The organism is Edaphobacter acidisoli, assembly GCF_014642855.1.
GTDB lineage: Bacteria > Acidobacteriota > Terriglobia > Terriglobales > Acidobacteriaceae > Edaphobacter > Edaphobacter acidisoli.
This window is the reverse complement of record NZ_BMJB01000001.1, coordinates 3046939-3073521: the sequence shown is the minus strand read 5'-3', so window position 1 is coordinate 3073521 and position 26583 is coordinate 3046939. Positions and strand designations below refer to the sequence as shown.

General features: G+C 60.5%; 18 protein-coding genes. 5 read left to right on the top strand and 13 right to left on the bottom strand.

Annotated elements, in window-relative coordinates:
• Nucleotides 1-32: 32 nt before the first annotated feature.
• The 3 genes from aspS to IEX36_RS12505 are packed head-to-tail and all read right to left on the bottom strand — an operon-like array spanning nucleotide 33 to nucleotide 3743.
• Nucleotides 33-1853: an aspartate--tRNA ligase gene (gene aspS / locus IEX36_RS12515; RefSeq protein WP_188759602.1), complete on the bottom strand. Its 1821-nt coding sequence runs from the start codon at nucleotides 1851-1853 to the stop codon at nucleotides 33-35.
• Nucleotides 1854-1898: 45 nt separating this feature from the next.
• Nucleotides 1899-3191, bottom strand: a complete 1293-nt coding sequence (gene hisS, locus IEX36_RS12510) for a histidine--tRNA ligase (RefSeq protein WP_188759601.1) — start codon at nucleotides 3189-3191, stop codon at nucleotides 1899-1901.
• A gap of 33 nt (nucleotides 3192-3224) precedes the next feature.
• Nucleotides 3225-3743 (bottom strand): gamma carbonic anhydrase family protein, encoded by a 519-nt coding sequence (locus IEX36_RS12505; RefSeq protein ID WP_188759600.1) that lies wholly within the window; start codon nucleotides 3741-3743, stop codon nucleotides 3225-3227.
• A gap of 341 nt (nucleotides 3744-4084) precedes the next feature.
• Here IEX36_RS12505 and rpsU point away from each other — a divergent pair, with 341 nt between their 5' ends.
• From rpsU to IEX36_RS12485, 4 genes are all read left to right on the top strand, one after another.
• Nucleotides 4085-4282: a 30S ribosomal protein S21 gene (rpsU, locus tag IEX36_RS12500; protein WP_014267628.1), complete on the top strand. Its 198-nt coding sequence runs from the start codon at nucleotides 4085-4087 to the stop codon at nucleotides 4280-4282.
• Between the two features lie 273 nt (nucleotides 4283-4555).
• Nucleotides 4556-4990, top strand: a complete 435-nt coding sequence (locus IEX36_RS12495; RefSeq protein WP_188759599.1) for a zinc-ribbon domain containing protein — start codon at nucleotides 4556-4558, stop codon at nucleotides 4988-4990.
• Between the two features lie 44 nt (nucleotides 4991-5034).
• Nucleotides 5035-5970: an MBL fold metallo-hydrolase gene (locus tag IEX36_RS12490; RefSeq protein WP_188759598.1), complete on the top strand. Its 936-nt coding sequence runs from the start codon at nucleotides 5035-5037 to the stop codon at nucleotides 5968-5970.
• A 110-nt stretch (nucleotides 5971-6080) separates the two neighbouring features.
• Nucleotides 6081-8156: a glutaminase family protein gene (locus IEX36_RS12485; protein WP_229668936.1), complete on the top strand. Its 2076-nt coding sequence runs from the start codon at nucleotides 6081-6083 to the stop codon at nucleotides 8154-8156.
• 63 nt (nucleotides 8157-8219) lie between these two features.
• Here the strand turns inward: IEX36_RS12485 and rpmA are convergent, their stop codons facing one another.
• From rpmA to IEX36_RS12455, 6 genes are all read right to left on the bottom strand, one after another.
• Nucleotides 8220-8495 (bottom strand): 50S ribosomal protein L27, encoded by a 276-nt coding sequence (gene rpmA / locus IEX36_RS12480; protein ID WP_188759597.1) that lies wholly within the window; start codon nucleotides 8493-8495, stop codon nucleotides 8220-8222.
• A 122-nt stretch (nucleotides 8496-8617) separates the two neighbouring features.
• Nucleotides 8618-8941, bottom strand: a complete 324-nt coding sequence (gene rplU / locus IEX36_RS12475; RefSeq protein WP_188759596.1) for a 50S ribosomal protein L21 — start codon at nucleotides 8939-8941, stop codon at nucleotides 8618-8620.
• Nucleotides 8942-9604: 663 nt separating this feature from the next.
• Nucleotides 9605-11797 (bottom strand): glycoside hydrolase family 3 C-terminal domain-containing protein, encoded by a 2193-nt coding sequence (locus IEX36_RS12470; RefSeq protein ID WP_188759595.1) that lies wholly within the window; start codon nucleotides 11795-11797, stop codon nucleotides 9605-9607.
• 153 nt (nucleotides 11798-11950) lie between these two features.
• A complete protein-coding gene (locus IEX36_RS12465) occupies nucleotides 11951-13048 on the bottom strand; it encodes a S41 family peptidase (protein ID WP_188759594.1) in 1098 nt (365 codons plus the stop codon).
• 218 nt (nucleotides 13049-13266) lie between these two features.
• Nucleotides 13267-14727, bottom strand: a complete 1461-nt coding sequence (locus IEX36_RS12460; RefSeq protein ID WP_188759593.1) for a glycoside hydrolase family 28 protein — start codon at nucleotides 14725-14727, stop codon at nucleotides 13267-13269.
• Between the two features lie 315 nt (nucleotides 14728-15042).
• Nucleotides 15043-16383: a class I SAM-dependent rRNA methyltransferase gene (locus tag IEX36_RS12455; protein ID WP_188759592.1), complete on the bottom strand. Its 1341-nt coding sequence runs from the start codon at nucleotides 16381-16383 to the stop codon at nucleotides 15043-15045.
• Between the two features lie 49 nt (nucleotides 16384-16432).
• Between IEX36_RS12455 and IEX36_RS12450 the strand changes: the two genes are divergently transcribed.
• A complete protein-coding gene (locus tag IEX36_RS12450; protein WP_188759591.1) occupies nucleotides 16433-17608 on the top strand; it encodes a BaiN/RdsA family NAD(P)/FAD-dependent oxidoreductase in 1176 nt (391 codons plus the stop codon).
• 150 nt (nucleotides 17609-17758) lie between these two features.
• Here the strand turns inward: IEX36_RS12450 and IEX36_RS12445 are convergent, their stop codons facing one another.
• From IEX36_RS12445 to IEX36_RS12430, 4 genes are all read right to left on the bottom strand, one after another.
• Nucleotides 17759-18253 carry a c-type cytochrome gene (locus IEX36_RS12445; RefSeq protein ID WP_188759590.1) on the bottom strand — a complete coding sequence of 165 codons (495 nt, stop codon included), beginning with the start codon at nucleotides 18251-18253 and terminating at the stop codon, nucleotides 17759-17761.
• Nucleotides 18254-18360: 107 nt separating this feature from the next.
• Nucleotides 18361-22974, bottom strand: a complete 4614-nt coding sequence (locus IEX36_RS12440) for a choice-of-anchor D domain-containing protein (RefSeq protein WP_229668935.1) — start codon at nucleotides 22972-22974, stop codon at nucleotides 18361-18363.
• Between the two features lie 266 nt (nucleotides 22975-23240).
• Nucleotides 23241-24836, bottom strand: a complete 1596-nt coding sequence (locus IEX36_RS12435) for an aldehyde dehydrogenase (NADP(+)) (protein WP_229668934.1) — start codon at nucleotides 24834-24836, stop codon at nucleotides 23241-23243.
• A gap of 29 nt (nucleotides 24837-24865) precedes the next feature.
• Nucleotides 24866-26572, bottom strand: coding sequence for a tetratricopeptide repeat protein (locus IEX36_RS12430; RefSeq protein WP_188759589.1), 1707 nt, complete (start codon nucleotides 26570-26572; stop codon nucleotides 24866-24868).
• Nucleotides 26573-26583: the final 11 nt, after the last annotated feature.

The following is a 26583-nucleotide window of genomic DNA, read 5'->3' as shown; positions in this document are numbered from 1 at the left end:
TCCGTGGCCGCGCAGTGTGTATATCTCTTCGGTTAGCTCCGCGCGGCAATCTTCAGGTGCAGCTCGCGCATCTGTTGCTCGCTGACGGGTGTTGGCGCATCGACCATCAGGTCGATCGCTTTCGCCGTCTTCGGGAACGCAATGACTTCGCGGAGGCTCGTTGCGCCAGCGAGGATCATGACGATGCGGTCGAGACCGAGTGCGATGCCGCCGTGCGGAGGCGTGCCGTACTCGAGCGCGTCGAGGAAGAAGCCGAAGCGTTCCCTGGCTTCAGCGTCCGACATGCCGAGTGAGCGGAAGATCTCCTGCTGCACGTCCTGGCGATGGATACGGATGGAACCAGAGCCGAGCTCGGTGCCATTCAGCACGATATCGTAAGCGAGCGCGCGTACGGCACCCTTATCGTTGACCAGGCGACCGGACTTGATATCGTCCTCGTGCGGCGAGGTGAAGGGATGATGCGCCGCATCCCAGGTCTTCGTCTCCTCGTTCCACTCGTACATCGGGAAGTCTGTGACCCAAAGAAATTTGAAGTCAGCCTCAGTGCCGGTCTTGTTGAAGCGGCCATGCTTATCGGCAAACTTCTGCGCGAGTTGCAGACGCAGCGCGCCGACGCGCTTGTAGATCCACTGTGGATCGTGGTTCCACTTCGCGGGCGTGCCGAGTTTGGGCGTGATGACGACGACGAGATCGTCTGCGCCGGCGGCGAGCTTCTTCTCGATTGCCTCGGCCAGCGGCGCGAACGTTGTGTTGGTCTTGAGGCGTGGCACGTCGAGCGCGTCGAGGCCGCAGTCACCGAAGGTGGTGCGGATTTCGCTCATCAGCGATTTGCGCGCGGTGCCGCTTAGTTCACCGACACTGGGGATGATGAAGCCGAGTACTGGCAGTGCGGACTCAATCTTGAGAGATTCGCGCAGTGCAGGCGTCAGCTCGTCGCTCAGCGAGATCATCGCGGGAAGACGCATGTCCGGCTTGTCGATGCCGTAGCTCTTGATGGCGTCGTCGTACGTCATCTGAATAAATGGCGTGGTCAGCGCAATGCCTGCGGCCTTGAACGCTGCTGTGAGGAAGCCCTCGACAACGCGAAAGACCAGCTCCTGCGTGGGAAACGACATCTCGAGGTCGATCTGGGTGAACTCAGGCTGGCGGTCGGCGCGGAGGTCCTCGTCGCGGAAGCAGCGGGCGATCTGGAAGTACTTGTCGAAGCCCGAGATCATCAGGATCTGTTTGAATATCTGCGGCGACTGCGGGAGCGCGTAGAAGCTGCCGGTGTGGACGCGGCTGGGTACGAGATAATCGCGTGCGCCTTCGGGCGTGGAGCGCGTCATAAATGGCGTTTCGATTTCGAGGAAGCCATGCTCGACCAGGTAGTTTCGGATCGCCATCGCCACTTTGCTGCGCAGCGCGAAGTTGCGCTGCATCTCGGTGCGGCGCAGATCGAGGTAGCGATACTTCAGGCGCACCTCTTCGTTCGAGATGGCGTCTTCGGCGGGCGAAAAGGGAGGCGTTTTTGCGTCGTTCAGGAGCAATAGTTCGTGCGCGACGACTTCGATTGCGCCAGTGTCCATGTTCGGGTTCTCAAGCCCTGCACCGCGAAGGCGAACCTTGCCTTTGACGGCGACGACGTACTCGGAACGAGCTGCTTCGGCTTTGGCGTGAGCTTCGGCTGATACCTCTTTGTCGAAGACCACCTGCGTGATGCCGGAGCGGTCGCGGACATCGAGAAAGATCAGGTTGCCGTGGTCGCGGCGGCGGTTAACCCAGCCCATCAGGACGGCCTCCTGGCCGTCGTTCTCCGCGCGAAGCTCGCCGCACATCACGGTGCGCTGTAATCCACTCAAAAAATCAAGCATGTATGCCGTTCACTTTCCAATCTTTGTGCTGGAACTTCAGTCTCTTTAGCGGCGAAGAGCCTCTGCCAGATCGCCTCGCGCGACCTTGGTCTGTTCGCCCGCACTGAAGTCTTTCACTGTTAGGATACCGGACGCGGCCTCGTCTTCGCCGACAATCACCATGCGGCGTGCCAGTTTGTCTGCGGCCTCGAAGGATTTCTTGAGCCGGAAGGAGCCGTCGCCTACTTCGACGCGCACCCCATCGCGCCGCAACTCCTGCGCCAAGGCAAGGGCGAAGGGGTTCTGCGCTACGCCGATGGGAGCGATGAAGGCGTCGAGCTTGCTCTCGCACGTGCTTGCGGCCTGCGCTTGCAGGGTGAGGATGAGGCGGTCTTCGCCGATGGCGAAGCCAATGCCGGGAGCCTTTGGGCCGCCAAGCATCTCAGAAAGGCCGTCGTAGCGACCGCCGCCGAGGAGCGCGTTTTGTGTGCCAAGGCCGCTGCCGTCGGGTACGGTAAATTCGAAGGTCGTACGGGTGTAGTAGTCGAGGCCGCGTACCAGACGAGGATTCACGATGTACTCAACACCGCAGGCATCGAGTGCGGCTTTCACTGCTGCGAAGTGTTCACGCGAGGCTTCGTCGAGGAAGTCGGCTATTTTCGGCAGGGCTTCAATCGTGGCCTGGTCTTGTGGCTCTTTACAGTCGAGCACGCGCAGGGGGTTGGTCTCGGCACGGCGTTGGCAGTTGTCGCACATCTGTGCCTTCACGGGTGCGAGCGCCTCGCGCAGTGCGGCTACATAGCGCGGGCGGTCGGTGGATGAGCCTACTGAGTTGATCTCCAGCTTCCAGCCCTTGATGCCGAGCTCGTTCAGGAATGTCGAGAGCATCTCCAGCACCTCGGCGTCGCGCAGTGCGCTGTCGGCTCCCGACCATGCCGGGCCGAGCACTTCGGCTCCTATCTGCCAGAACTGGCGGTAGCGGCCACGCTGAGGGCGCTCGCGACGGAACTGCGGCCCGATATAGAAGAGTTTCTGCAACAGGCCGCTCTCGTCGAGACGGTGCTCAATGTAGGCGCGCACCACTCCGGCGGTGTTCTCGGGGCGCAACGTCAGGTTTTGTCCCTTCTCGCTTTCGGCGCGACCGCGGTCTTCCCACGTGTACATCTCTTTCGAGACGATATCGGTCTCTTCGCCAACACCGCGGGCGAAGAGTTCGGTCACTTCGAAGATGGGGGTGCGGATCTCGCCGAACCCGTAGCGGGCGAAGACTGACCGGGCCGTGGCTTCGACGTGGTTCCAGAGCGCGGTCTCAGGGGGGAGCAGGTCCCGCGTGCCGCGTACAGCTTTCAAAATCGCCATTTGTTCAAGTGTACTGAATATGCGCGTGCCGCTCTACCGCTGCGTCTCCGCCAGATAGATGGCCGTGTAGTCCAGATAATTGTTGGCATATTTGAGAATCAGCTTGCGGTCCTCTTCGCCGAGCGTGCGGCGAATCTTGCCTGGTACGCCAGCCACCAGCGAGTTCGGCGGAATGACCGTCTGCTCGGGAATGACCGCGCCTGCCGCGATGATGGAGCCTTCGCCGATCTTCGCGTTGTTCAGGATAGTCGCGCCGATGCCCACCAGCACCTGGTCTTCGAGCACGCAGCCGTGCACGGTAGCGTTGTGGCCAATCGTGACCAACTCGCCCACGATGACTGGGTAGAGATAGCGCATTCCGTGCAGTACGGCGCAGTCCTGCACGTTGCTCTTGGCGCCAATGCGGATTGAGTTCACGTCGCCGCGCACAACGGCGTTCATCCAGATGCTGGCCTGCTCGCCGAGTGTCACATCACCAATGACCTGCGCGGAGGGGTCAACATAGCAGCTTGCCGGAATCACCGGCATCTTTCCCTGATAGGAGCGGATCATGGAGCTGATTCTACGCTGCCAGACGAAGCTGGCCTGTCGCCTCCCACACTCATCTGGTAATCAGGAAGGATTTACCCGCTTTGTGCAGGCTTGAACGGAAAACCACATCAGAGCGACGTAAACGAAATCCATGCACAGTCTCATTTGCGCTCTTCGCTTGTATGGAACTGCATGGCTCACTGCAATATGGACACGTTTTGCACAGATAGAGCAAATTGCTTTCCATATCTCAGAAAGTTGTGGATTTATCGAGAAATTACTTGGCTAACGATATGAGTTTTTGCTAAAACCGCGATATCCTATAGTCTGCCCTTTTGGCACTGTTTGGAGGTGTATTTTTCTTGGCAGAGGTTCGAGTACAAGAAGGCGAACCCCTTGAGAATGCCCTGCGGCGCTTCAAGCGCAAGGTGCAGACCGAAGACATTATCAAGGAAGTAAAGCGCCACTCTTTCTACCTGAAACCGGGTGAAAAGAAGCGCGTGAAGGAAGCGCTGGCACGTAAGCGCAATCGCAAGAAAGTCCGCAAGGAGCAGGACTAACTGTCCGCTCCTGACAACAGCAAGCCGTCTCCCCAGATTGCAGAGTTTGGCGGGACGGCTGCTCCTAAACCCGCCGGTTGATGGACTCCCGCCTCAGACCGGCCTCCGGCAGAGATGGCTGTAGTTGACGCCTAGCTGACCGCTAACCAATTGTGACCTGGGCCCCCTTCAAATAGATCCGAAAGATAGCGATCGCCACGGCGGTCAGTTTCCTTTTTGTCCTGCAGGGGACACGGAAAGTTCTTCAATTTCCGCACTACGGGAGTAGCGGCCATGGAATTCGTAGACAGGATTTTGACTTGTGTTGATTGCGGTGGAGAGTTCATCTTCACTGCTGGGGAACAACTCTTCTTCTTCGACAAACAGTTCAAGAACGACCCGAAGCGGTGCAAGCCTTGCAAATCGAAACGCGCAGGCCTGTCGGCTAAGACGGGCGCAGGGCCTGCAGCTGCAGGCATCTCGCGCACCGAGACACGTACGCACTGCTCTGAGTGCGGTGTCGAGACCACGGTGCCATTTAAGCCTACGCAGGGGCGTCCGGTGCTTTGCCGGCAGTGCTTCCAGAACAGGCAGCGTACGGCAGCAACGGATACCGGGGTCGAGAAGCCGGCTGCTTCGCGGAGTCTTGTCGACGATGCCATTCAGCATGCGGCTGAAGCCAGCCAGGAGATTGTTGCAGCTGCAACGTCTGTTCCACAGCGGGTTTAGACGGCGCTCCGTCCTCGACGGTACGATGGGTGCGAGGACAATCGATGAACAGAGCCGAGGACTTTGCTGGGTCTGGGGAGATTCCTGCGGAACTCTCCGCATCGGATGACAGCCTGTTGGTTCGCGCCCGCACCCGCGTTGGCGAATTCGAGCTGACTGTCTGCACGGATGGAATCTACAAGCTCGACGGCGGAGCTATGTTCGGCGTTGTGCCGAAGACGCTGTGGGAGAAGCGAGCACCTGCTGACGAACAGAACCGCATTCTGCTGGGTCTGAACACCGTCGTAGTCCGCACAGGCAAGCAGACTGTGGTGATCGAGACTGGCATCGGCAATAAGCTGTCCGCGAAGATGCGGGATATCCATTCGAATCAGGAGCTTCTGCCGCACTCGCTGGCTGCCGCTGGCGTGCGCCTGGACGAGGTGGATGTAGTGGTCAACACGCATCTGCACTTCGACCACTGCGGCTGGAACACTACACTGCATCCGGATGGCAGCGTCACGCCGACCTTTCCTAATGCGCGGTACTTCGCGCATCGCGGCGAAGTCGAGCACGGACACCTGCAACTGGACCGCGACAAGGTGAGTTATCTCTCGCCGAACTATGACCCTCTGATCGAGTCGGGCCAGATGACGCTGCTCGATGCCGACCGGATTCGTACGCATGCGGAGATATGTCCGGGCATCAGCGTTGAGCTGTTTCCTGGTCATACGGCGCAGTTGATGGCTGTACACATCGAGTCTGGCGGCGAGCACGCGTGCTACATCTCCGACCTCATTCCGACATCGGCGCATCTCGATCCAACCTGGGTAATGGGTTACGATCTCGACCCGTTGCGGTCAATTGCTGAGCGCAAGCGGTTCTATACGCGAGCGATTCCAGAACAGTGGCTTGTGCTCTTTACTCACGATCACCGTACGCCGATGGCACGGATCGGTGTGAACGAGAAGGGCAAGCCAGTCGTGAGTGCACGCCGTTGAAGCAAGCCCATCGATAACAGGTGAACAAGAAGATGAGCCCCGAATTTGTCTGTGCCTCAGTACGGAAGGTAAGATTGTAACCGCTTTCAATACAGTTCAAGGAGCCCGATTTGAACCGGTTCAACGCTTGCCTTATCGCGTGCGCGATGCTTTGTCTCAACCTGTCTTGCGCTCTTGCACAGGAACGCCCACCGGCAACTCCGCTGATTACGCATGACCCCTACTTCAGCGTGTGGTCGTTTACGGACAAACTAACTGACTCGGACACAGTGCACTGGACCGGCACAGAGCAACCGATCGTCGGTATTGTGCGTATCGATGGCAAGGCTTACCGCTTCATGGGACGACACCCTGACAACGTCCCTGCTATGCAGCAGACTGGGCATGTCGTAACAGCAACGCATACGACCTATGAGTTCCGCCAGAGCGGCGTGACGCTGCAGCTGGCTTTCTTTACACCTGCGTTCGTGAACGACCTTGATGTGTTGTCGCGGCCTGTGACTTATGTGACCTGGACGGCGGCGTCGAATGACGGCGCGACGCATGATGTTTCGGTGCTGCTCGATGTCGATCCGGTGATTGCAGTGAACGATCGCAGCGAGAATGTTGTACTGACACGAAATCGCACAGCCTCACTTGATGTTCTCTCTGCCGGATCGCAGGACCAGCGAATTCTGAATCGCTCCGGCGATAACCTGCGCATCGACTGGGGGCACTTTCATCTGGCTGTGCCGAAGGATGAGAACGCTGCGACTTCGCTGGCGCCTCATGCGATTGAAGACTTCGACCAGAGCGGGAGCCTGCCTGTCAGTGATGCCATTGGAATGCCTGAGTTGCCTGGACGTGGCAGCGCGCACCTGGATGCGGTGCTCGACTTCGGCAAAGTCGGCGTGACGGCTGTCGATCGTCATCTGCTGGTGTCGTACACGCAGGACTATGCGATCCAGTATCTTCAGAGAAACCTGCGGCCTTACTGGCAGCGCGAGAATATGCCTGTCGCCGAGATGCTTGATACGGCTGAACAGCAGTATCTCGCGCTCGAAAAGCGCGGCGTTGCTTATGACACAGAGTTGGCCTCCGATTTGACCAAGGCAGGCGGCGAGCACTATGCAGCGCTTGCGGTGCTCGCATTTCGCCAGACGCTGGCGGCGCACAAGCTGGTCGCGGATGTGAACGGCGATCCGATGTTGTTTGCCAAGGAAAATTTCTCGAACGGCTGCATTGCAACGGTGGATGTGTTGTATCCGTCGGCTCCGTTTTTCCTGTTCTTCAACCCGAAGCTGCTGGAGGCGCAGTTGCTGCCGGTGCTGGAGTACTCGGCGCTTGCGCGATGGAAGTTTCCCTTCTCGCCGCATGACCTGGGGCAATATCCGCTAGCCAATGGGCAGGTTTATGGTGGCGGAGAGAAGACTGAAGACAACCAGATGCCCGTGGAGGAGAGCGGCAACATGCTCATCCTGGCCGACGCGGTGGCGCGCGCTGAGGGCACACCGCAGCTTGCCCAGCGTTACTGGCCACAGCTGACCAAGTGGGCTGAGTATCTGAAGGCTAAGGGACTCGACCCCGAAAATCAGTTGACGACCGATGACTTTGCTGGACACGTGGCGCACAATGCGAATTTGTCGATCAAGGCCATTGATGCGCTGGCGGCTTACGCCGACCTTGCTCATCTGCTCGGTCACGAGGATGTGGCGCGTGACTATCACACGACCGCGAAGGACATGGCGGCGAAGTGGATCACGATGGCCAAAGAGGGCGACCACTACAAGCTTGCCTTCAACAGTCCGAACACATGGAGCCAGAAGTACAACCTGGTCTGGGACAAGATTCTGGACTACAACCTGTTTCCGCCGAGTGTGCGCGATAGCGAGGTGAAGTTTTATCTGACGAAGCTGAACAAATACGGGCTTCCGCTGGACAGCCGCGCGGACTATACCAAGCTTGACTGGTCGGTGTGGACGGCCACCCTGGCTCCAACTTCTGACCAGTTCAACGCGATCATCGACCCGATCTACAAGTGGCTGAACGAAGGGCCGAGCCGCGTGCCGCTGACCGATTGGTACGACACCAAAACCGGCAAGCAGGTCGGCTTTCAGGCTCGCAGCGTCGTGGGCGGCGTTTATATCAAGGCGTTGTCGAACCGCGAGCTGACGGCGAAGTGGCGCGCGAAGGCTGCGCAGCAGTAGTTTCGCATGAAGCACAAAAAGCGCCAGCTCAGCGGCTGGCGCTTTTTGTTTGAGACGGAATGCTTAGGCGTGGACGGCAGTGACTTCGGCCGGGTCGACGTTGACGAAGCGACCCTGCTGGCCACGGTCCTGGAAACGGACGATGCCGTCAACCTTGGCAAAGAGGGTGTCGTCCTTGCCGCGGCCTACGTTCAGGCCAGGCTTGAGCGGGGTGCCGCGCTGGCGCACGATGATGCCGCCGCCGAGGATGGCCTGTCCACCGAAGACCTTGACGCCGAGCCGCTGTGCATTCGAGTCGCGGCCGTTTTTGGAAGAACCTAAACCTTTTTTATGTGCCATTGCTTTGCCTCTTTCGCGCCGGGGTCAGGCCAGGGCGCTCTGATCTCAAAATCTGAAAACTAATAGCTCTCTGCTGAGAGGCTTTTTCTGAAAACGAAAAGCTCTTTGCTGAGAAGTTTTTTCTATGCCTTGAAGCTCTTGCCGTTGACGAGGATCTCGTTGATCTTGACCTCGACGAAGTTCTGGCGGTGGCCCTGCATCTTCTTGTACTGCTTCTTGCGCTTGAGTTTGAAGACGAGGATCTTGTCGCCGCGGCCTTCCTTGACGACCGAGGCGAGGACCTTCGCGCCGGAGAGGTTCGATTCGTACTTGCCCTCTTCGTGGCTGACGGCTAGGACGTCGGCGAACTCGATGGCGCCGTCGTTGTGTGCCGTGGTTTCAATCTTCAACTGCTCGCCGGGGGAGACGAGATACTGTTTGCCGCCGGTGCGGATGACTGCGTACATGGCTGGAACCTCAGGCGGGCACTCAGAGAGCGACCGCTTTCCTTCTACGGAGTAAGTTGTGTTGCTGGGGCGTGTACAGTGACTGCACGAAACCAACCGGCCAGACTCGTATGACTTGCCTGAAGCCTGCTCGTCCCTGTAACCCTCACGATAAAGACACGTGGGCTACAGCGCCAAACTTAATGAGTTTACCGTGTTCGGGAATGCTGGTCAAACGCTGTCTTTGAGCAGGTACCCCCTACCCGTACTTAAGTACCAAAGTCTTCATTCTATGTGTTTTACGAGAATAGACTTTGGGCCGGCCTCTTCTGGGCTCTTATTTCTATTATAGCGGGGCAGGAAAACTCAACCGCCAGATTGGGCGCAGAAAAAGTGCTTTGAAATCTTTGGCTTACGGGGAATTTTAAGGGAGTGGGGGGTTGACAGAATTATGCCCTGCCATGAGTTCGGAACAGAGGTGATTTGTGACTGAAAGTGAGCAGAGATATAGGTGACCGACACATTCTCGGGATCCTTCGACTCCGTTTGACGCTGCACGCGTCAAACTCCGCTCAGGATGACGGGCTTCGGTGGAGATGCCGTAATACTTGTTTTTGGCTAGCCTGCTGAGGTGATGCTTGCTGAAGAGCTGATCGCTCTATTCTCTTGATGCCTTGCTCTCATCTACTGAATCTGGATGGTGGTGGAGAGTTTGATGTCGGCGGAGGAGTCGCCGACGAGGAGTTTGACTGGCTCGGATTCTACGACGAATTTTTGTTGCTGCTCGTTCCAGTAGGCGAGCGCTTCGGCTTTGAGCGGGATTTCGACGGTTTTGGTTTCGCCGGGTTGGAGGGTGACGCGGTCGAAGCCTTCGAGCTCTTCGTGGGGGCGCGAGACTTTTGACTTCAGGTGCTGGACGTAGAGCTGGACGACCTCGTCTCCTGTGCGTGTGCCGGTGTTGGTGACGTCGACTGACACGTTAAGGGTGCCGTCTTTGGCGAGGTGCGTGGCGCTGGGTTTGAGGTTCGAGAGTTTGAATGTGGTGTAACTGAGGCCGAAGCCGAATGGGTAGAGCGGCTGGCCTTTGAAGTACATGTAGGTGCGGCCGTCGCGGATGTTGTAGTCCATCATCGGCGGGAGTTCGGCGAGCGAGCGGGGCCAGGTGGTGGTGAGGTGGCCGCCGGGGTTCGAGTCACCGAAGAGGACTTCGGCGAGAGCGGTGCCTTCGTCCTGCGAGGCGTGCGCCATGTGGAGAATCGCGGGGATGTTGGCCTGGGTCCAGTTGATGGCGAACGGGAAGCTGGAGATGAGTACGACTACGGTGTGCGGGTTGACGGCGTAGACCTGCTTGACGAGCTGCTCCTGCTGGCCGAGGTCAATGCTCTCGCGGTCGCGGCCTTCGCGTCCGTCGCTGGGGACGGTGCAGGGGAGCGTGCCGTTGCCGGTCCAGTCGTGCGCCATGTCGGGGCCGCAGGTGGGGTCGTTGCCGACGAAGACGACCGCGACTTGCGCTTTGCGCGCGGCATCGACAGCGGCGTGGTTCGTCTCGTCTGCTGCGTAGAGGACTTTGGTTTCGGGGCCGACTGCTTTCTGTATGCCTTCGAGCGGCGTGATGGCGTAGGGTGGTGTGCCGCCGTACCAGTCCCAGTGGACGGAGTTGGCGAGCGGGCCGATGACGGCGATGGACTTGAGTGATTGCTTGTCGAGTGGCAGGGTGTTGGCTTCGTTTTTGAGCAGGACGATGGATTCGAGTGCGATCTTTTTGGAGACGGCGCGGTCGGCTTCGGTGTTCCAGGGTTCGGGTGAGTCTTTGACGCTGCTGTAGGGCACCATCTGCGGCGGGTCGAGCAGGCCGAGTTTCAGCGTGACGTAGAGTTTGCGGCGGACTAGCTCGTTGAGGTCGGCTTCGGTGATGGTGCCTGCTTTTAATGCGGCGCGGGTCTCGTCTTTGTAGGTGTCGAGGAACTGGTTGATGCCGTTTTTGAGACACGCTACGACGGCGGCCTGCTGGTTGGGGAAGCTGTGCGAATCGGTGACGAGCGCGCGGACAGCGCCTCCGTCGCTGGAGACGACATGGGCTTTCCACTTGTCGATGACTACGCTTTGGATGACGGGGTTGACGGCCATGTGGGTGCCGTTCCAGGCGTTGTAGCTGGCCATGACGCCGGTGCCGCCGCCGTCGAGGAAGCCCATGCGGAAGGGGACGGAGTAGTACTCCCAGAAGAGGCGCTGGTCGAAGTCGGAGGAGGTTTTGGTGCGGTTGTTCTCGTTGGAGTTGGCGAGGAAGTGCTTCATGAGCGAGGCGGCCTGCCAGTAGTGGGGGTCGTCGCCTTGGAGGCCGTGGATGAAGGCCGTGACCATGGTGCCGTTGAGGAATGGGTCTTCGCCGTAGACCTCCTCGGAGCGGCCCCAGCGTGGGTCGCGGGCGAGGTCGGCCTGTGGGCCCCAGAGCATCAGCATGGGGTGGTGATACTTCGCGGTCTGGGTGATGAAGCGGGCCTCGTGGCCTTCGACGGCGGCGGCTTCGCGGACGAGGGATGGGTCCCAGGTTGCTCCCATGCCGGGAGGTTGCGGGAACTGCGTGGTGGGGATGGCTGGGTGGGCGTAGGGGCCGGTGGGCTCGTCGCGCTGGACGACGCCGTGGATGCCTTCGGAGCTGCCGAAGCTGGGGATGCCGAGGCGCTTGACGGAGGTGTCGGTCGAGAGGAAGTCGATCTTCTCCTCGGTGGTCATGAGCGAGACGATGTTCGAGATGCGCTGGGCTGCGGGGAGGGTTGGGTTTTGGAATGGGTACTTGTATTGCTGCGTCTGCGCGATGGCTGGAGTGAGTGCGAAGGCGGCGAGAGCGAGGGCAGCGGCGAGAGGTTTGGTGTGCATGATGGCCTTGGGGTTCTCGACGATCCGGGCACACGCGACTTCACAACGCGCAGGCGGGGTGTTCGTGAGAGATTGCCATGCTATCACTGAATGGCGAGCTAATTCGATTAAATGGGCACCCGGCATGGCATTCTGCCGTCGCCCGATTTCGTCTCATTCTTCTACGCCGCCGCTCTTTTGTTTTGCTTCCAGATCTTCAATCAACTTTTCCAATTCCGCTTTTCGCCCTGGATCGCCGGTTGTGCGTGCCAGGATGCCATGTAACGCCAGAATATGTGCTGTCAGCAACGCCTCGCTGGCTGGAACCTGTACATCCGGCTTCACTCCGACGCCTTCGTAGTCCGTATGCGTGACAGGGCTGGTTCCCCGGTTAAATGGGATGGACGCGATAAAATGAGCGCTCAAGCGATAAGGCTTTGTTCCGTGAGCTCCTCCGCCTGTGACTTCTCCCACGACCTTTGCGCGTCCCAGCGCCTGCATATCGTAGGCAAACGCTTCGGGCGCAGAAAACGTGTCATGGCTCGTCAAAATATAGAGGTCCTTGTCTGCCAGGCTCGGGCCGGGCACAACCGGCATCGTCCAGAACTGCTGGGTCGAGTTCTCGGCCCGGTTGTAGGAATCAGAGATGTGGGTCATTTCCTTGAAAAAATAACTCTCGAGCAGCAGTGGCCCATCTACCATGCCGCCGTGGTTTTGCCGGAAATCGAGAATGACTGCGTCTGTGTGCGAAAGAAATCCGGCGGCTCCTGCCACGATCTCGCGCACGTACTCCGCAGGATAAAATCCGTCCACCTGTAACAACCCGACGTTCCCCGGAAGAACCTCGATCCTGCGATACTCAAAATTCCGCCGCTCACCCTGCAGGCGGAACTTGCGAATGTCTTCCGGCGAGGGTTTGTCCATGGGCCGATCACTCACGAACTCGGCGGAATAGTCGACTCCCAGGTGGTGATCGTGACTCACGGCTTGAAGGTCCTGGGTTAAAGTCTTAGCGAATTGTTCGCCGTCCGTAATCGAATCGTATTCATGCCTGGCCTGATGCTCGCGGATCGCCTGGGCCATCTGCTTTGCAACGTCGGGCAGGATGTAGTCCGATTCCATCGACTTCAGGAGCGCATGGATAACCTCAGCGCGTTCCGCCTGGGTCAATCGGTGTTCTGTTGTCCTCTGTCCATCCGGCGCAGCTTGCGCAAGCATGATGGGAGTCTCTTGTGCGCACAAGGCCGCCACCATTGCGGCCACTGCAAACATTCGCTTCACCCTGTTTCGATCTGGCATCCAACCTGCCCCTTTTGGTCACTGGACTTTGAAGCATCTTCTGCATCATCAGGCGAACAAGCGGTTGTAGAACAAGGTAACAGAATAGGGAGATGATTCTTGCTGTGTGTAATACAGGGGTTCTTCGCTGCGCTCAGAATGACAGGCAAAAGCGGGAGGATGACAATTATGAGAGTTGCTTATTCCTTTGCTTAGTGCAGCGTGTACGGTTCGGCGGGTGTGGGGATGTCGTCTGGGAGTTTCGGGGCTTCGATGGTGGCTGGGTTTCTGATGCCTACGCCGGTTGAGTTGTACGTGTTGAACAACGCGCCGGTGTAGCCTTTGACGTCGATGTTGCGGAAGATGGCGTTCTTTACGTTGGCGAGGAAGATGCCCTTCTGGCAGGTGCCGGTGACGTTCGTGAGCGTGAGGCCGGTGAGTGGCTTGTTTGGGTGGATCGATGTGGCTTCGACTAACACGGGCACGTTCTCGACGTGGATATTTGAGAAGTGGAAGTTGCGCAGGGTGGGGATGCCGGCGTCGCCGGGGACGGGGTCCTGATCCTGGATGCCGCTCTTGAGGCCCTCGATGCGGAGGAAGCCGGCGAAGTCGCCGGTGAGGTCGAGGTTGGTGGCGGTGATGTCTTCGATGAAGGCGCCGCGGCCGGTGCGGGTCTTGATGTAGAAGGCGAAGCTGCGGGCGTGGGTGAATTTGCAGTTGCTGATGCGGACGTTGCGGATGCCGCCTGAGGTCTCGGAGCCTATGCCGATGCAGGCGAAGATGGAATCGGCAAAGGTGCAGTTGGTGATGGTGACGTCTTCAGTTGTTATGGCTGCGCGGGTGGTGATCGCCGGATTGATGCCGGGCTTGGAATTTCCAGAAGACGGAATCTGGGATGCGGCCTCTTCGCCGCGGCCGGACTTGAGCGAGATGCAGTCGTCGCCGGTGGAGATCTCGCAGTGGTCGATGAGGACGTGCTGGCAGGAGTCGATGTCGATGCCGTCGCCGTTGCCGCCGGTGGAGCGGATGGTGAGGTTTTTGATGACGATGTTCTGGCAGAGAGTGGGATGAATCGACCACATGAGGTGGTAGCTGGTGGAGAAGCCTTCGAGGCGGATGTTGGAGCAGTTGATGGGCTCGATGAGCGCGGGGTGGCGCAGTGGCGAGGTGGGGCGTGGGCGACCTCCGAGTGCGGGGTTGCCGATGATTTTGCCTGCGCCGACGATGCCGATGTCTTCGACGCCGTTGGCGTAGATGAGTGCGGTGTGGCCCTGGATCCACTTGCCCTCCCAGCGAACCTGGGTGACGGGATAGTCGTCGAAGTCGGGGCTGCCGGTGAGCGTGGCGTCGGGGTCGAGGCGAAGCAGTGTGCGGGTGCGGAGCTGGATGGCTCCGATGAGGTAGTTGCCTGCGGGGACGAGGACTTCGCCGCCTCCGAGGACCGAGCAGCGGTCGATAGCTTGCTGGATGGCTGCGGTGTCTTTGGTCGTGCCATCACCTTTTGCGCCGAAGTCACGGACGTTGAGCGTAAGCTTTGGCGTCGCGGGATGTGTTGGCGCTTTGCGTGGGGCGGATGGCTGCGGGGCTTCGGCGCTGGCGATGAGAGAGAACGCGGGGGCGGCGAGGGCGGCGGTCTTGAGGAAATTGCGGCGGGCGAAGAGAGTATCTTTCATGGGCGTTGATCTGAGGACGGATAGATCGTGGCTGAGGTTTCGTTGTAGGCACAATTTCATTGCAGAAGATTGGCTGGCTACGTGTCTACTTTCCCACCCATCGCGATGAGGCCGCGAAGGATGGGGCACCCGAACTTCTTACTGGTTTGAAGGAAAACAAATACAGGGGTCTCTCCACTTCGCAGCGCGAGAAAAACCGCGCTGCTTCGGTCGAGAGGACGTGCCTATCTGCCTAGTTTGAAGAAAGACAAAAGCAGGTCTCCCACAATGCTGAAGGATAACAACTTCATCAGCGACTACACGCTCTATTGGCACTCAATCGACGCGGCAGATGAGGCACTTGAGGTAGGTGGTTTCCGGGAGGGTGAGGACGGCGGGGTGGTCGGGCGCGGCTCCACGGGCTTCGAGTAGCTGCACGCGGCGATTGGCGTCGGAGGCTGCGGCGGCGACCACTGAGGTGAAGTCTTCGAGCGGGACGTGGTGTGAGCAGGAGCAGGTGATGAGCGTGCCGCCGGGGCGGAGCATCTTGAGGGCGCGGAGGTTCAGCTCTTTGTAGCCGCGAAGGGCCGAAGCCGCGGCACGCTTCGATTTGGCGAAGGCGGGAGGGTCGAGCACGATAGTGTCGTAGCGCTCGCCCTGCTGCTCGTACTCCCGGAGCAGCTCGAAGGCGTCGGCTTCGATCCAGTGGACGTTGGCGGGAAGGTGCGGGTTGAGTTCGAGGTTGCGGTCGGCGACTTCGAGCGCGGCGCGGCTGGCGTCGACGCCGGTGACTTCGCGGCAACGCTGGGCGAGGTGGAGCGCGAAGCCTCCCTGATAGGTGCAGATGTCGAGCGCTGTGCCTCGCGCGTGAGCGGCGGCTGCGGCGTAGTTGAGACGCTGGTCGAGGAAGGCCCCGGTCTTCTGGCCGGCGGTTGCGTCGTAGTGGAAGCGCAGGCCGTTGATGGTGAAGATGGTGGTGAGGTCGGGCGTTGCGCTTGCGCTGAAGAGTGGTTCGGGGGATGGCGCGTCGAGTTGTTCGAGTTCGCGGATGCGCGGGTCTGGGCGCTCAATGATGGTGAGTGTGCCGGTTGCGGGTTGAAGGTGCTCGCGGATGACTTCGGTGAGGACGCGGCGGACGTCCGCCTGCGCTGTGCCTTGCGTGAGCAGTTGCAGGATAACGAGTGAGTTGTAGCGATCGGCGATGATGCCGGGGAGCGCGTCGGCCTCGGAGAAGATGAGGCGTGCGGCGTTGTTCGCGGCTGAGTCGGGTGCAAGCTCGTCCCGCAGGAGAAGTGCGGCTTCGATGCGTTCGCCGAGTTGCTGGAGGTAGGCTTCGCGCGTCTGCGCGGCTTCGCGGGTGACGAGGCGCGCGGCGATTTCAGATGCGGTGCTGTAGAGTGCGGTGCCAAGTGGGATGCTGCGGCTGTCGGTGATGGTGATGAGCGAACCGGGGGCAAGCTCGCGCGAGTCGGGTGCAGGCGTGAGCGATTCGATGTCGGAGCGGTAGACCCACAGGTGGCCAGCGCGGAGACGGTCGGCGGCGCGGCGTGTAACAGTGGCGGCGGGGCCATGCGGCTTGGGCACGGTGATGCGCGGAGTTTCTGTTTGCTTAGCTGCTCGGGATGGTGCGGTTTTGCGAGATGGTTTGGCTTCGCAGGCTTCGGGGCGTTTGGCCATGGGTTAATGGTCGCACAGATGCGACACTGGTGATGAGGCGTGGGCGCGAGTGCAGAAGGTGGATGCAGTGGTGCTGGGTGCGGGTGCGGCGGGCATGATGTGTGCACTCGAAGCGGGGCGGCGCGGGCGGCGCGTTGTCTTGCTGGACCATGCCGAGCGCGCGGGGAAGAAGATTCTGATTTCGGGCGGCGGGAGGTGCAACTTTACTAATGTGAATTGCCGCGCGGAGAGTTTTCTTTCAGAGAATCCGCACTTTGCCAAGTCTGCGCTGGCGCGGTTTACGCCTGCCGACATCATTGCGCTGGTGGAGAAGCATGGGATTCGCTTTCACGAGAAGACGCTGGGGCAACTGTTTTGCGACCGCTCGGCGATGGACGTGGTTGCGATGCTGGAGCGTGAGTGCGCTGAGGCAGGCGTGAAGCTGATGGTGGGCGTGCGTGTTGAGAAGGTGGTGCGCGACGGGAGTTTTCGAGTAGAGACAACCGCGGGAGTGTTTCACGCTGAAGCTGTGGTTGTGGCGACGGGCGGGTTGTCGATTCCGAAGATGGGCGCGACTGGGTTTGGGTACGATGTGGCGCGGCAGTTTGGACTGCGGGTTGTGGAGTGTCGCCCTGCACTGGTGCCGCTGGTGTTCGACGCGAAGGACTGCGGGCGGTGGTGTGATTTGAGTGGCGTTTCTGCTGAGGTTGTTGCGACTGCTGGGCGCAAGAGGCTCAGTGTGAGCTTTCGCGAGAAGATGCTGGTGACGCATCGCGGGCTGAGCGGGCCTGCGGTGTTGCAGGCTTCGTCGTACTGGCGGGCGGGTGAGAGCGTGACGATGGATCTCGCTCCGGGAGTGGAGGCGTTTGCTCCATTGATTAAGAAGAATGCCCGGCGCGATGCGAAGGCTGCGGTGGAGGCTTTGCGTGCCGTGCTGCCGCAGCGGGTAGCGGAGCGGTGGGTTGCGCTCTACCCACCTAAAGACTGGACGAATGCTTCGCTGGCGGCGATGGAGCGCGAGCTCCATGCATGGACGGTGACGCCTGCCGGGACTGAGGGCTATGCCAAGGCCGAGGTGACGGCTGGCGGCGTTGATACGGCTGAGCTGGACGCGAGAACGATGGAGAGCAGCAAGGTTCCGGGGCTTTATTTTATTGGCGAAGTTGTCGATGTGACTGGATGGTTGGGCGGGTATAACTTTCAGTGGGCGTGGGCTTCGGGAGCGAGCGCGGGGCGGGCGGTCTAGGGATTCATGCAGTCTGGCGCGGCTAGGCGAGGAAAGACAAAAGCAGATTCCTCCGCTTCGCTACGGAATGGAAATACAAAAAGGTGCCGAATGAAAATGTGAAGATACAGAAATGGCGTGGCTTTCATCGGCCACGCCATTGCATCATCTCTAGTTTGATGGCGGGGCGGGCGGTGGGCCGTGGTGCTCCTCGGGCGGGGGCGTGAACTTCGGCGGCTCGGGATGGCCCTGGTGGCAGGTACTGCAGCTTACCCTGGCCTCGTGCTCTGTGCCTTCTGCGTGCTCGTGATGCGGCAGCTCAGCGAGATATTTGGTGTTGATCTCGTGAGTCATCTGCATCATGACGCGGGCTGCTACTTTCTCGTGCTTGGCATCGGAGGCGAAGTCGGGCTTGTGGGTCTGAGCGTTGACTTCGTGGCAGAAGGTGCAGTGGACACCGAGGTCGCCAGTGAAGTCGTGCATGACGGCCATCAGGTCTTTGGTTGAGATGTCCTTCGGCAATATCTGAAGGTTGGTGGGCTTGGGCATCTCGTGGTGCATGCCTTCCTGTGGAGCTGCTGCTGGTGCGTTCTGCGCGAGCAGGCAGGTGGAGGGGAACAGCAGCGATGACGCTATCAATGCGCGCGAAAGGTTTCGGTGGAGCATTTGGTTCGCCTCGAAGAATGGTTTGAATAACCAGACGCCGTGAATCTTACAGAAGTTTTCTTAAGAGCGAAAGAAAATCTTCAGCTACCGGGGAATTGGGCCCTGAGTTACTGAACGATGAGGGTGAGGCTGACGGTGCGGGTGAGGCCTGCGCTGGTGGCTGAGACGACGATGTTGTAGGTGCCGGCTGGGGTGGTTGTGCCACCACCGGGCTGACTGCCCGATCCTCCGCCTGGCGGGATGACGCGCCCGGAGCCGCATCCTGCGATGCAGATGAGCAGGCAGAGGAGTGCGACTGCCGGGATGCCTTTGCGACGGCGGAAGGTGAGAAGGCCGAGCGGCAGCAGCATCGCAAACCAGAACGCGCGGTGGGATGCGTTGGCGGCGGAGGTGGTGACTCCGGTATCGACTGTGACGGAGATGGTGGACGTAGCGCCCAGGGCGATGCTTGAGGGCGTGACGTTGCAGATGGAGTTGGCTGGTACGCCTGTGCAGGAGAATGTGGCCGTGCCGGGGACGTTGGCTGCCGAGGTGAGCAGCAGCGGGAAGACGGCGTTCTGACCACTTTGGATGGTGAGACTGGAGCTGCCGTTGGTGGCGAGCGTGAAGTCTACTCCTGTGCCGGAGAGTTGCAGCACGTGTGGCGAGGTGGCGGAGTTGTCCGCCATGGTGAGTGTGCCGGTGCGCGGGCCTCCTGCTGTCGGCGTGAAGATGACCTGCATGGTGCAGGCGGAGCCGACGGCGAGTGTGGCGCCGCAGGTGTTGCTGCCGGAGGCAATGCTGAAGTCGCCGGTGAGCGCGGGGCTTTGTAGCTGGAGTGGGACGCCGCCGTTATTCGTGAGGGTGACGGTCTGGGGCGCGGATGCGATGCCTACTCCGATTGCGCTAAATGTGAGCGAGGATGTGGGTGAGAGCGATACGCCGGGCGGCGCGATGCCTGTGCCGGAGAGAGAGACGGTCTGGCTTCGGTACTCGTCGGCGATGGTGAGCGTGCCGGCGACAGCGCCTACGGTTTGCGGCGCGAAGGTGACGGAGATCGCGCAGGTGGAGTGCGGGTTGAGCGAGTTGCCGCAGGTGTTGACGGCGGAGAATCCGGCGCTGTTGGTTTGGGCGGAGATGAGCGTGAGTGGCACGTCGCCGGAGTTAGTCAGCGTGACTTGCTGCGGAGCGCTCGACGTGGTGAGCTGTTGCGGGCCGAAGGTGATCGAGATCGGCGAGAGCGCGTCGGTGGCTGGCGCGACGCCTGTGCCGGAGAGTGAGGCGGTCTGCGTGCCTGCGGCGTCGGTGATGGTGAAGGCACCGCTGCGCGTACCTGAGGCTGTGGGCGTGAAGGCGATGGAGACGGTGCAGCCGGTGCTGGGATCGAGCGTTGCGCCGCAGGTGTTGGCTGTGAGCAGGAAGTCGCCTGTGACTGTGGGCGGCTGGAGCGTGAGGGTTGTGCCGCCGGTGTTGGAGATGGTGATGTTTTGGGCGGCGCTGGTGGAGTTGATGTTGGTCGGGGTGAATGTGAGAGTGATGGGATTCAGAACGATGGCTGCGGCGGGCGAGCCGGTGCCTGTAAGCGATGCTGTTGCCTGGCCTCCGGAGACGTTGCCGTAGACCGTGAGTGTGCCGGTGCGGCTGCCGGTTGCGGTGGGGAGAAAACGTACCTGGATGGTGCAGGTGGAGTTAGGTGCGACGGTTGCGGTTGTGCAGGTGCTGGTCTCGTTGAAGTCTCCGGTCGCGGTGATTTGGCTGATCGTCAGCGGAGCTGTGCCAGTGTTCGTTACTGTGATGGTTTCGGCTGCGCTGGCTGTGCCGACAGCTTGTGTTGTGAAGGTGAATGTGGACGGGGTGAGCTGCATCGCGGGCTGTACCCCGTTGGCTGCCGTGACAAGCGGAATCTGCCAGATGCCGCGGCCGTAGGTTGCCGCGCGGAGCTCGCCCTGGCGGCCGTCGCCGGTGGAGAGTGCGGGTGCGGCTTCGAGCTGGACGACAGGAGCGTTGGGCAGCGCAGTGCCATAGATGCTCCAGCAGTTTTCTGTCGGGCATGTTGTAACCGATGTGGTTACATATACGCCAGTGTCGAGTGCGGCATAGACGGTGTTGGCGTCGTTGGGGTCGATGACGAGGCTGTTGGCGGGAGCGTTGGGCAGGTTGGCCGAGATGTTCAGCCAGTGCGCTCCGCCGTCGGTGGAGCGGTAGATGTGCGGAGCGTTGATGCCGTTGTTGGCAAAGCCCATCACGGTGGCGTAGATGGTTTGGCCGGTGGAGTCGTGCGGGTCGGCGGTGATGGAGGAGATGTCGAAGGCACCGGGGTTGAATTGCTCCGCGTCGGCGTTGTCGTTAGTGACGGGCGAACTGGTGAGGTCGGTCCATGCGGTGGTGCTGGTGGATGTGCCCGCGTTTGTTGTGGAGAAGATGTGTCCGCCGTAGCTGCCGCCATCATCGAGAGCGCCCGCCATGCCTGCGTAGAGTACCTGGGAGCCAGCGTTTTGAGCGGCTGTAGCGCTGCTGGTGGGGCCTCCGGCGGCGAGTGAACGAATGACTGGATTGTTGCTGGCGCAGGCGGCGTTCTGCGGGCCGCCGAGCAGGTTGCTGATGGCGTTTGAGGTGGACCACGACGATCCGTCGTCCGCTGGACCGCGCCAGACACGGCAGGTGCCGACGATGATGTTCGAGGTGAGCGCGGGGTCGAGCAGCCAGGGTGCGTCGATGAGTGAGTCGTCGCCGTTGGTTTGTGTGTAGCCGATGGTGGGAGCGCCGGTGAAGTCGGACGCGGTGCAGGCAGAGCCGTTCGGGCATTGGCGGATGCTGATTCCTGCTGCGGTCGAGACGTACCAAAGCAAAGGATTTGTAGGATCGATGGCTGCCATGCCGCCTTCGCCGGTGGAGATCTGCGGCCATGCGCTTGTCGTCAATGCCGACGCAGTGGCTGCAGTTCCGTTTGCGCCGAGACCAGCGATGAGCGTGCCGGGTTGGGTTGGGTCCTGCGCGAAGCCAATGACCTCAGCCAGCGAGCCGATGCCGTTGTTGAGATTCTGGAAGTGCGTGGCATCGTCGGGAGAGCAGGGTGTTGCCTGCTCGTTGACGCCGTCGGTTGAGCGCCAGATACCGCCGTCGTTTCCGAGATAGACCAGTGGCAGGCTTGTCGTGGCCAGTGTGGCGATAGCATGCTGCGCCGGTGCGACCTGAGCCGGAGCTGCGCAGCCGTTGATTGCGTTGGTAGTGTTGCGCAGCGTGCATCCTGCGGCAAGCGAGCAGCGGTAGAGATCGGTGGTTCCGACAAATATGAGGGTGTCTTGTGTTGCGCCCTGCGTGGAGGCGACGGCCGCGAGGGTGAGGTTGTAGTCGCCCTGCGGGATGATGGTGCTGCCGTTGCCTTGTTCCAGCGGCGTCGAGGTTAGGCGTGTCGAGAAGGTGAGATCGCTAGTGGAGCAGCTCGATCCTGAGAGCGCGCAGGCGTCCTGCCAGAGACCCTGGTCGCTGTTGGTGGAGTCGACCGTGAGAGCGAAGGTGTCACCGGTGACGGGCTGCACTGCAAGCGCGCCGCGAAAGATGGGGCAGGATGCGCTTCCGGTTGTTCCGGGTGCGGTGGGACAGTTGGTGAGGGTGAGATTGGTGCCGGGCTGGTCGGTGAGACGTGTCCAGGTGATACCGTCGGCGGATTCATAGTAGCCGTGATAACGGATGGCAGCGTAGAAGCGCTGGCGCACGGGGTTCCAGACGACAGAGGTCGCGGCGCGTCCGCCGAGGTCGCCGCCGCTGGGCAATGGGGCCTGCAGGGTTTGGCTGCCGTCCATGATGGTAGACATCTGCCAGGTCGCGCCGGAGTCGGTGGAGTAGTAGAGACCCATCGCGCTGTTGGCCTGGTTCGCTGCATTGACTAACGTGCCTTCGGCGGCTTGAGAGACGGCGGCTACTACGGTGCCGGGCGAGATAGTGCTCCACGCAAAACCGCTGAAGCCGAGACCGACCCAAGAGTGATTGCCCGCGGCGCCGTCGTGAGACTCCTGAATCAGCGTCCAGGTCTGGCCGCCGTCGGTCGATCGGAGCAGGCCGCCGCCGTAGTAGGAGTCGGTCGCATCGTTGGGGTCGCCTGTGCCTGCGAGCACTACGCCTTCGGCGACGCTGACGGCTCCAATCGAGAGCGAGGGAATTGCCGAGTTGCCCGCGTTGGGGCTGAAGACCGGTAGCGTGTCGGTGAGCGCGGTGAAGCTGACGCTGGCAGCGGACCCTGCGGCGTTGGTGGACTTCCATACGCCTCCGCCTGTCGTGCCTACGTAGACGGTGTTGCCGGTTGGGTCAGCCGAGTCTATGGCGATGGAGGTGATGCGTCCTGAGATTATGCCGTAAGCGACGCTGGTCACCTGTCCCGGACCGACTTGCTGCCACGGTGTCGTCAGACTGGTGAGATGCGGCTGAGCTGTTTCCTGCTGGCGGAGCATCGCGGCCTGTTGCCTGCGGGCAATTTCCATTGCGCGCGCTGCCGGTGCGCCGCCAATGGCGGCTCTTCCGTGGAGAAAATGATTTGTTTGCGTGGAGCGAAGCGCGGCCATGCGCGTCGCGTTTGAATTGTTCGTGGTTGTATTGCTGGTGAACCGTGCGCTGACTGTCTGGGCCTGCAACGACGATGCGCCTAGAGCTAGCGCGAGGCACACAGCCTTGCGCAGATGCCGGACTGGTTGTCGAAGCGGAATCTCTTGTGGAGGCGCGGGTTGAAGAGGAGCGATCAGGCCCATGTGTGCTGGCCGGCAATTCAGCCATCTCATCTCAAGGCTGCAAGCTGACGCCGGGTGAGTCAACGCTGGAGCTGAAAAGAACCTCTTCGTGCGGTGCCAGAACGGGATGAGAAAACTCTCATCTTGCGAGCGTGGCATCGGCAGCGGCCCTGGAGCAGTGTGCGAACATTCATTCGGACACCGTCAGGTACATCCATCTCTTCGCGCTTCTCGCAATGTACCATCGGCCTCGCGACGCTACAATGACTGATTTCTGGGCACGAAGCTCAGGGCTTTTCTGCCGCGGTCCGCGTCCAGGCTCCGTTCCACATGCGCAGGATGCCTTCGGGGTTGGATGATTGCAGCTCCGGTAGCAGAGCAGACTCCGGTAACCCCTGATAAGCTACCGGGCGCGTGAACCGGAAGATTGCCTGACTGCCGACCGAGGTCGAACGGCCGTCGGATGTAGCTGGATATGGTCCACCATGTACCTGCGCGTGACATACCTCGACCCCCGTTGGAAAGCCGTTGAAGATGAGGCGCCCGGCTTTGGTCTCGAGCACACGCAGCAGCTCCACGTTCTGCTGGAGGTCTTCTTCAGTGCCCAGGATGGTTGCGGTCAGATGGCCTTCGAGGCTGCGCGCGGCTTCAAGCATCTGCGCTGTGTTCGTGCACTGTACTACGAGTGTCGTCGGCCCGAAGACCTCGTCAGATAGCTCTTGCTCGGACAAAAACTGATCGCCACTCACCTCGTAGAGCGTCACCTGCGCGGAGTATCCGGTGCTGTTCGCTTTGCCTGAAGCAATCAGGTGCTTCTTGCGCTGGTTGACCTCGTGTTGATAGGCGCCGGCGATGCCGCTGGTGAGCAGGGAAAATGCTGGAGTCTCGCCGGTGAGCGAACGCATCCGCTCCATAAACCCTGTTGATTCCGAACGAGGCGCAAACACCAGCCCTGGTTTCGTGCAGAACTGGCCGCCGCCGAGGGTGAACGAACCATGCAGTCCGGCGGCGAGCGCGTCGCTGCGTTCGCGGAGTGCATTCGGCAGAACAAAGACGGGGTTGGTGCTGCCCATCTCGGCATAGACCGGTATCGGTGTTGGGCGCGATGCAGCGAGGTCCATGAGGGCGCGACCGCCGCGGAATGAGCCGGTAAAGCCGACGGCGCAGACATGTGGATGCTTCACCAGTGCAGCACCTACCTCATGGCCAGCATCGAAGAGCAGCGAGAAGGTGCCGCCGGGAAAGCCGCTCTTTCGAACTGCATCGACGATGACCTGCCCTGCCAGTTCGCTTGTGCCGGGATGCGCCGGATGCGCCTTCACGATGACGGGATTTCCCGCCGCGAGCGCGGACGCCGTGTCTCCACCGGCAACCGAAAACGCGAGAGGAAAATTGCTTGCGCCGAAGACGACGACAGGACCGAGCGGGCGCAGCATCGAACGAATGTCAGGTTTGGGAGGCGTGCGCGCAGGGTCGGCCGTGTCGATGCGCGCCATTACCCACGAGCCTTCTTCAAGCACGCTGGCAAAGAGACGCATCTGGTTGCTGGTGCGCGCGACTTCGCCGGTCAGACGCGGGACTGGCAGCGCTGTCTCGCGATGTGCGCGCTCGACCAACTGCGCGGATGCAGCATCAATCCCGTCGGCGATGCTGCGCAAGAATGCAGCCCGCTGTTTGCCTGAGCTTTGGGCCAACGCCGACGCGGCTTTGACGGCTTCAGCTACTGCGCTCTCGACATCTTCCGTCGTGGCCGAAAGGTACTCCGGATCGAGCGTGGAGCCATCTGCAGGCTGGTAGCCATGGAACGCAGCGCCGCCGCTTATGGCGGTCTTTCCTGCAACAATCGAGCGCCCATTGAGGCGATAGAGCGAGGTATCGGACATGCTTGTCTCCATCTCAATCGCAGCGTTGGTTATTGCACTGAACACTGGCCGCCGCGATAACGTCCGGATGCGAGAAATTGACGCAGTTCCGGATCGTCTGGATTTAAGCGTAATAGATTTTGAAGTATCTGCCGCGCCCGGTCTTTATTGTTCAGCCTGCACTCGATGAATGCGAGGTCCATCCCGGCGGCCATCTGGCTGGGGTCGGCATTGACGACTCTCTGCAATAGCTCGATAGCCTCGGTGGCCCGGCCCGATCTTAGATCGAGAATCGCTAGATCTCCTGCTGCGCTTGCGCCGTGCGGATCTTTCCTGAGCGCATCCATATATTCCTTTTGCGCGTCGGCGGTGTCGCCGGAGACCTGATCCAGAAAACCTAGTTGCGTATGGAGCTCGGCGTCATCGGTGCCGCTCTTCTCTGCGTTGCGTAAGAGAGGAAGCGCTTTTTCACCTGCTGCCTGGCTGCCGCGCTCGGCCAATTCAGCGTAGGCGAGGCCAAGCTCTCTGTCTCCTACTGAGACATGTCCTACTGGAACCAGATCGATGGAAGCGACGCGCGCCTGCTGCAAGGCATTCGCCTGCGCTGGATAGCGCTGAATATTGTGGTCCGTTTTTTGCTCGTGTGAGATGTCCGTCGTCTCACGCGTGGGCATGTGGCAGGCGGCACAGTCACGCTGCTCGGGATGATGCTTCGTTGCCATCGTTGTTCCGGCGTGGCACGTCAGGCACTTGCTGCGGAAGTATTCGACGCGCTCGGACGCGCTGGGTGAGTAGTGCGGATCATGGCATGTGATGCAGGTCAGTTTGTCTCCGCTGGCGATCTTGCAGGCGCTACGCAATAGAGCTTCGTACTGGCTGCTGGCCCTGCCTCCTCCGGTTGCTTCGCTCGTCTTCACAAAATACACGACGTCGTCCGATAGCTCATCGCCTGGATGAAACTGCGCCAGTGAGCATCCCGCACGATAGATGGCGACATCGCCCTCAAGATGGCATTGCAGGCACACGCTGTCTCTTCGCGGTGGGGTTAGCTTCGCCGGATTCAAGATCGGCGCGTAGCCATCAGCGGCAAGATGCTGCGAAGGATCTCCGTGGCACGACGAGCAGCCCACTCCGCCCTGCGAGAACGGCGGCCCTGCATACTTGTTGCGCGCCTCTGGAAGCGAAGCTTGGACACCTGTGGCGTGGCAGTGCAAACAGTTTGAGTCGATGGGAAGAGCGTCGGGCATCGACTTTGCCTGTCCATAGTTGGGAGCCATGTCCCAGAGTTGCTTCTTGCTGTAGTAGTTGATGGGAACTTCGAACCACTCCCCGCCCACTTGATAGAGGTACGTCCGCCCGCGATGGCCGGAACCGATGAAGTAGCGGAGTTGTCTTTCGCCGTGGAGTGGGGCCTGGGTTGCATCACGGTCATACGACATCCATGCCTTTCCATCGCGCAGAAATATTTGGTAATGAATGTCTGAAGCGACGTGGAGAAAGCCGCTTTGTATCAAGCCAGCAACGGCGTCGCCGCTATCGCGTGCCATCGGTGTGCGCTCGTAGCTCTCATAGATGTCGCGATGGCAGTTCGCGCAGACGGCGTCGGGATTTGTTGGGGTGGCCTGCTGGGTCGATTCGCTGGAAGCTGCAGCTACGCGAACCGGCCGCTCCATATAGAATGCGGCCACCAGTAACGTCGCAACCACGAAGAGCGCGGTCGAAGCTGCTCGTCTCCAATTTGGCTTCACAACCGGCACAGACGCCTCCG

Coding starts and splice junctions, on each gene's coding strand:
- hisS (WP_188759601.1), bottom strand. CDS start 3,191: ATGGCGATTTTGAAAGCTGTACGCGGCACGCGGGACCTGCTCCCCCCT.
- IEX36_RS12505 (WP_188759600.1), bottom strand. CDS start 3,743: ATGATCCGCTCCTATCAGGGAAAGATGCCGGTGATTCCGGCAAGCTGC.
- IEX36_RS12445 (WP_188759590.1), bottom strand. CDS start 18,253: ATGCTCCACCGAAACCTTTCGCGCGCATTGATAGCGTCATCGCTGCTG.
- IEX36_RS12490 (WP_188759598.1), top strand. CDS start 5,035: ATGAACAGAGCCGAGGACTTTGCTGGGTCTGGGGAGATTCCTGCGGAA.
- IEX36_RS12435 (WP_229668934.1), bottom strand. CDS start 24,836: ATGTCCGATACCTCGCTCTATCGCCTCAATGGGCGCTCGATTGTTGCA.
- IEX36_RS12460 (WP_188759593.1), bottom strand. CDS start 14,727: ATGAAAGATACTCTCTTCGCCCGCCGCAATTTCCTCAAGACCGCCGCC.
- IEX36_RS12495 (WP_188759599.1), top strand. CDS start 4,556: ATGGAATTCGTAGACAGGATTTTGACTTGTGTTGATTGCGGTGGAGAG.
- IEX36_RS12465 (WP_188759594.1), bottom strand. CDS start 13,048: ATGTTTGCAGTGGCCGCAATGGTGGCGGCCTTGTGCGCACAAGAGACT.
- IEX36_RS12470 (WP_188759595.1), bottom strand. CDS start 11,797: ATGCACACCAAACCTCTCGCCGCTGCCCTCGCTCTCGCCGCCTTCGCA.
- aspS (WP_188759602.1), bottom strand. CDS start 1,853: ATGCTTGATTTTTTGAGTGGATTACAGCGCACCGTGATGTGCGGCGAG.
- IEX36_RS12440 (WP_229668935.1), bottom strand. CDS start 22,974: ATGGGCCTGATCGCTCCTCTTCAACCCGCGCCTCCACAAGAGATTCCG.
- IEX36_RS12455 (WP_188759592.1), bottom strand. CDS start 16,383: ATGGCCAAACGCCCCGAAGCCTGCGAAGCCAAACCATCTCGCAAAACC.
- rplU (WP_188759596.1), bottom strand. CDS start 8,941: ATGTACGCAGTCATCCGCACCGGCGGCAAACAGTATCTCGTCTCCCCC.
- rpmA (WP_188759597.1), bottom strand. CDS start 8,495: ATGGCACATAAAAAAGGTTTAGGTTCTTCCAAAAACGGCCGCGACTCG.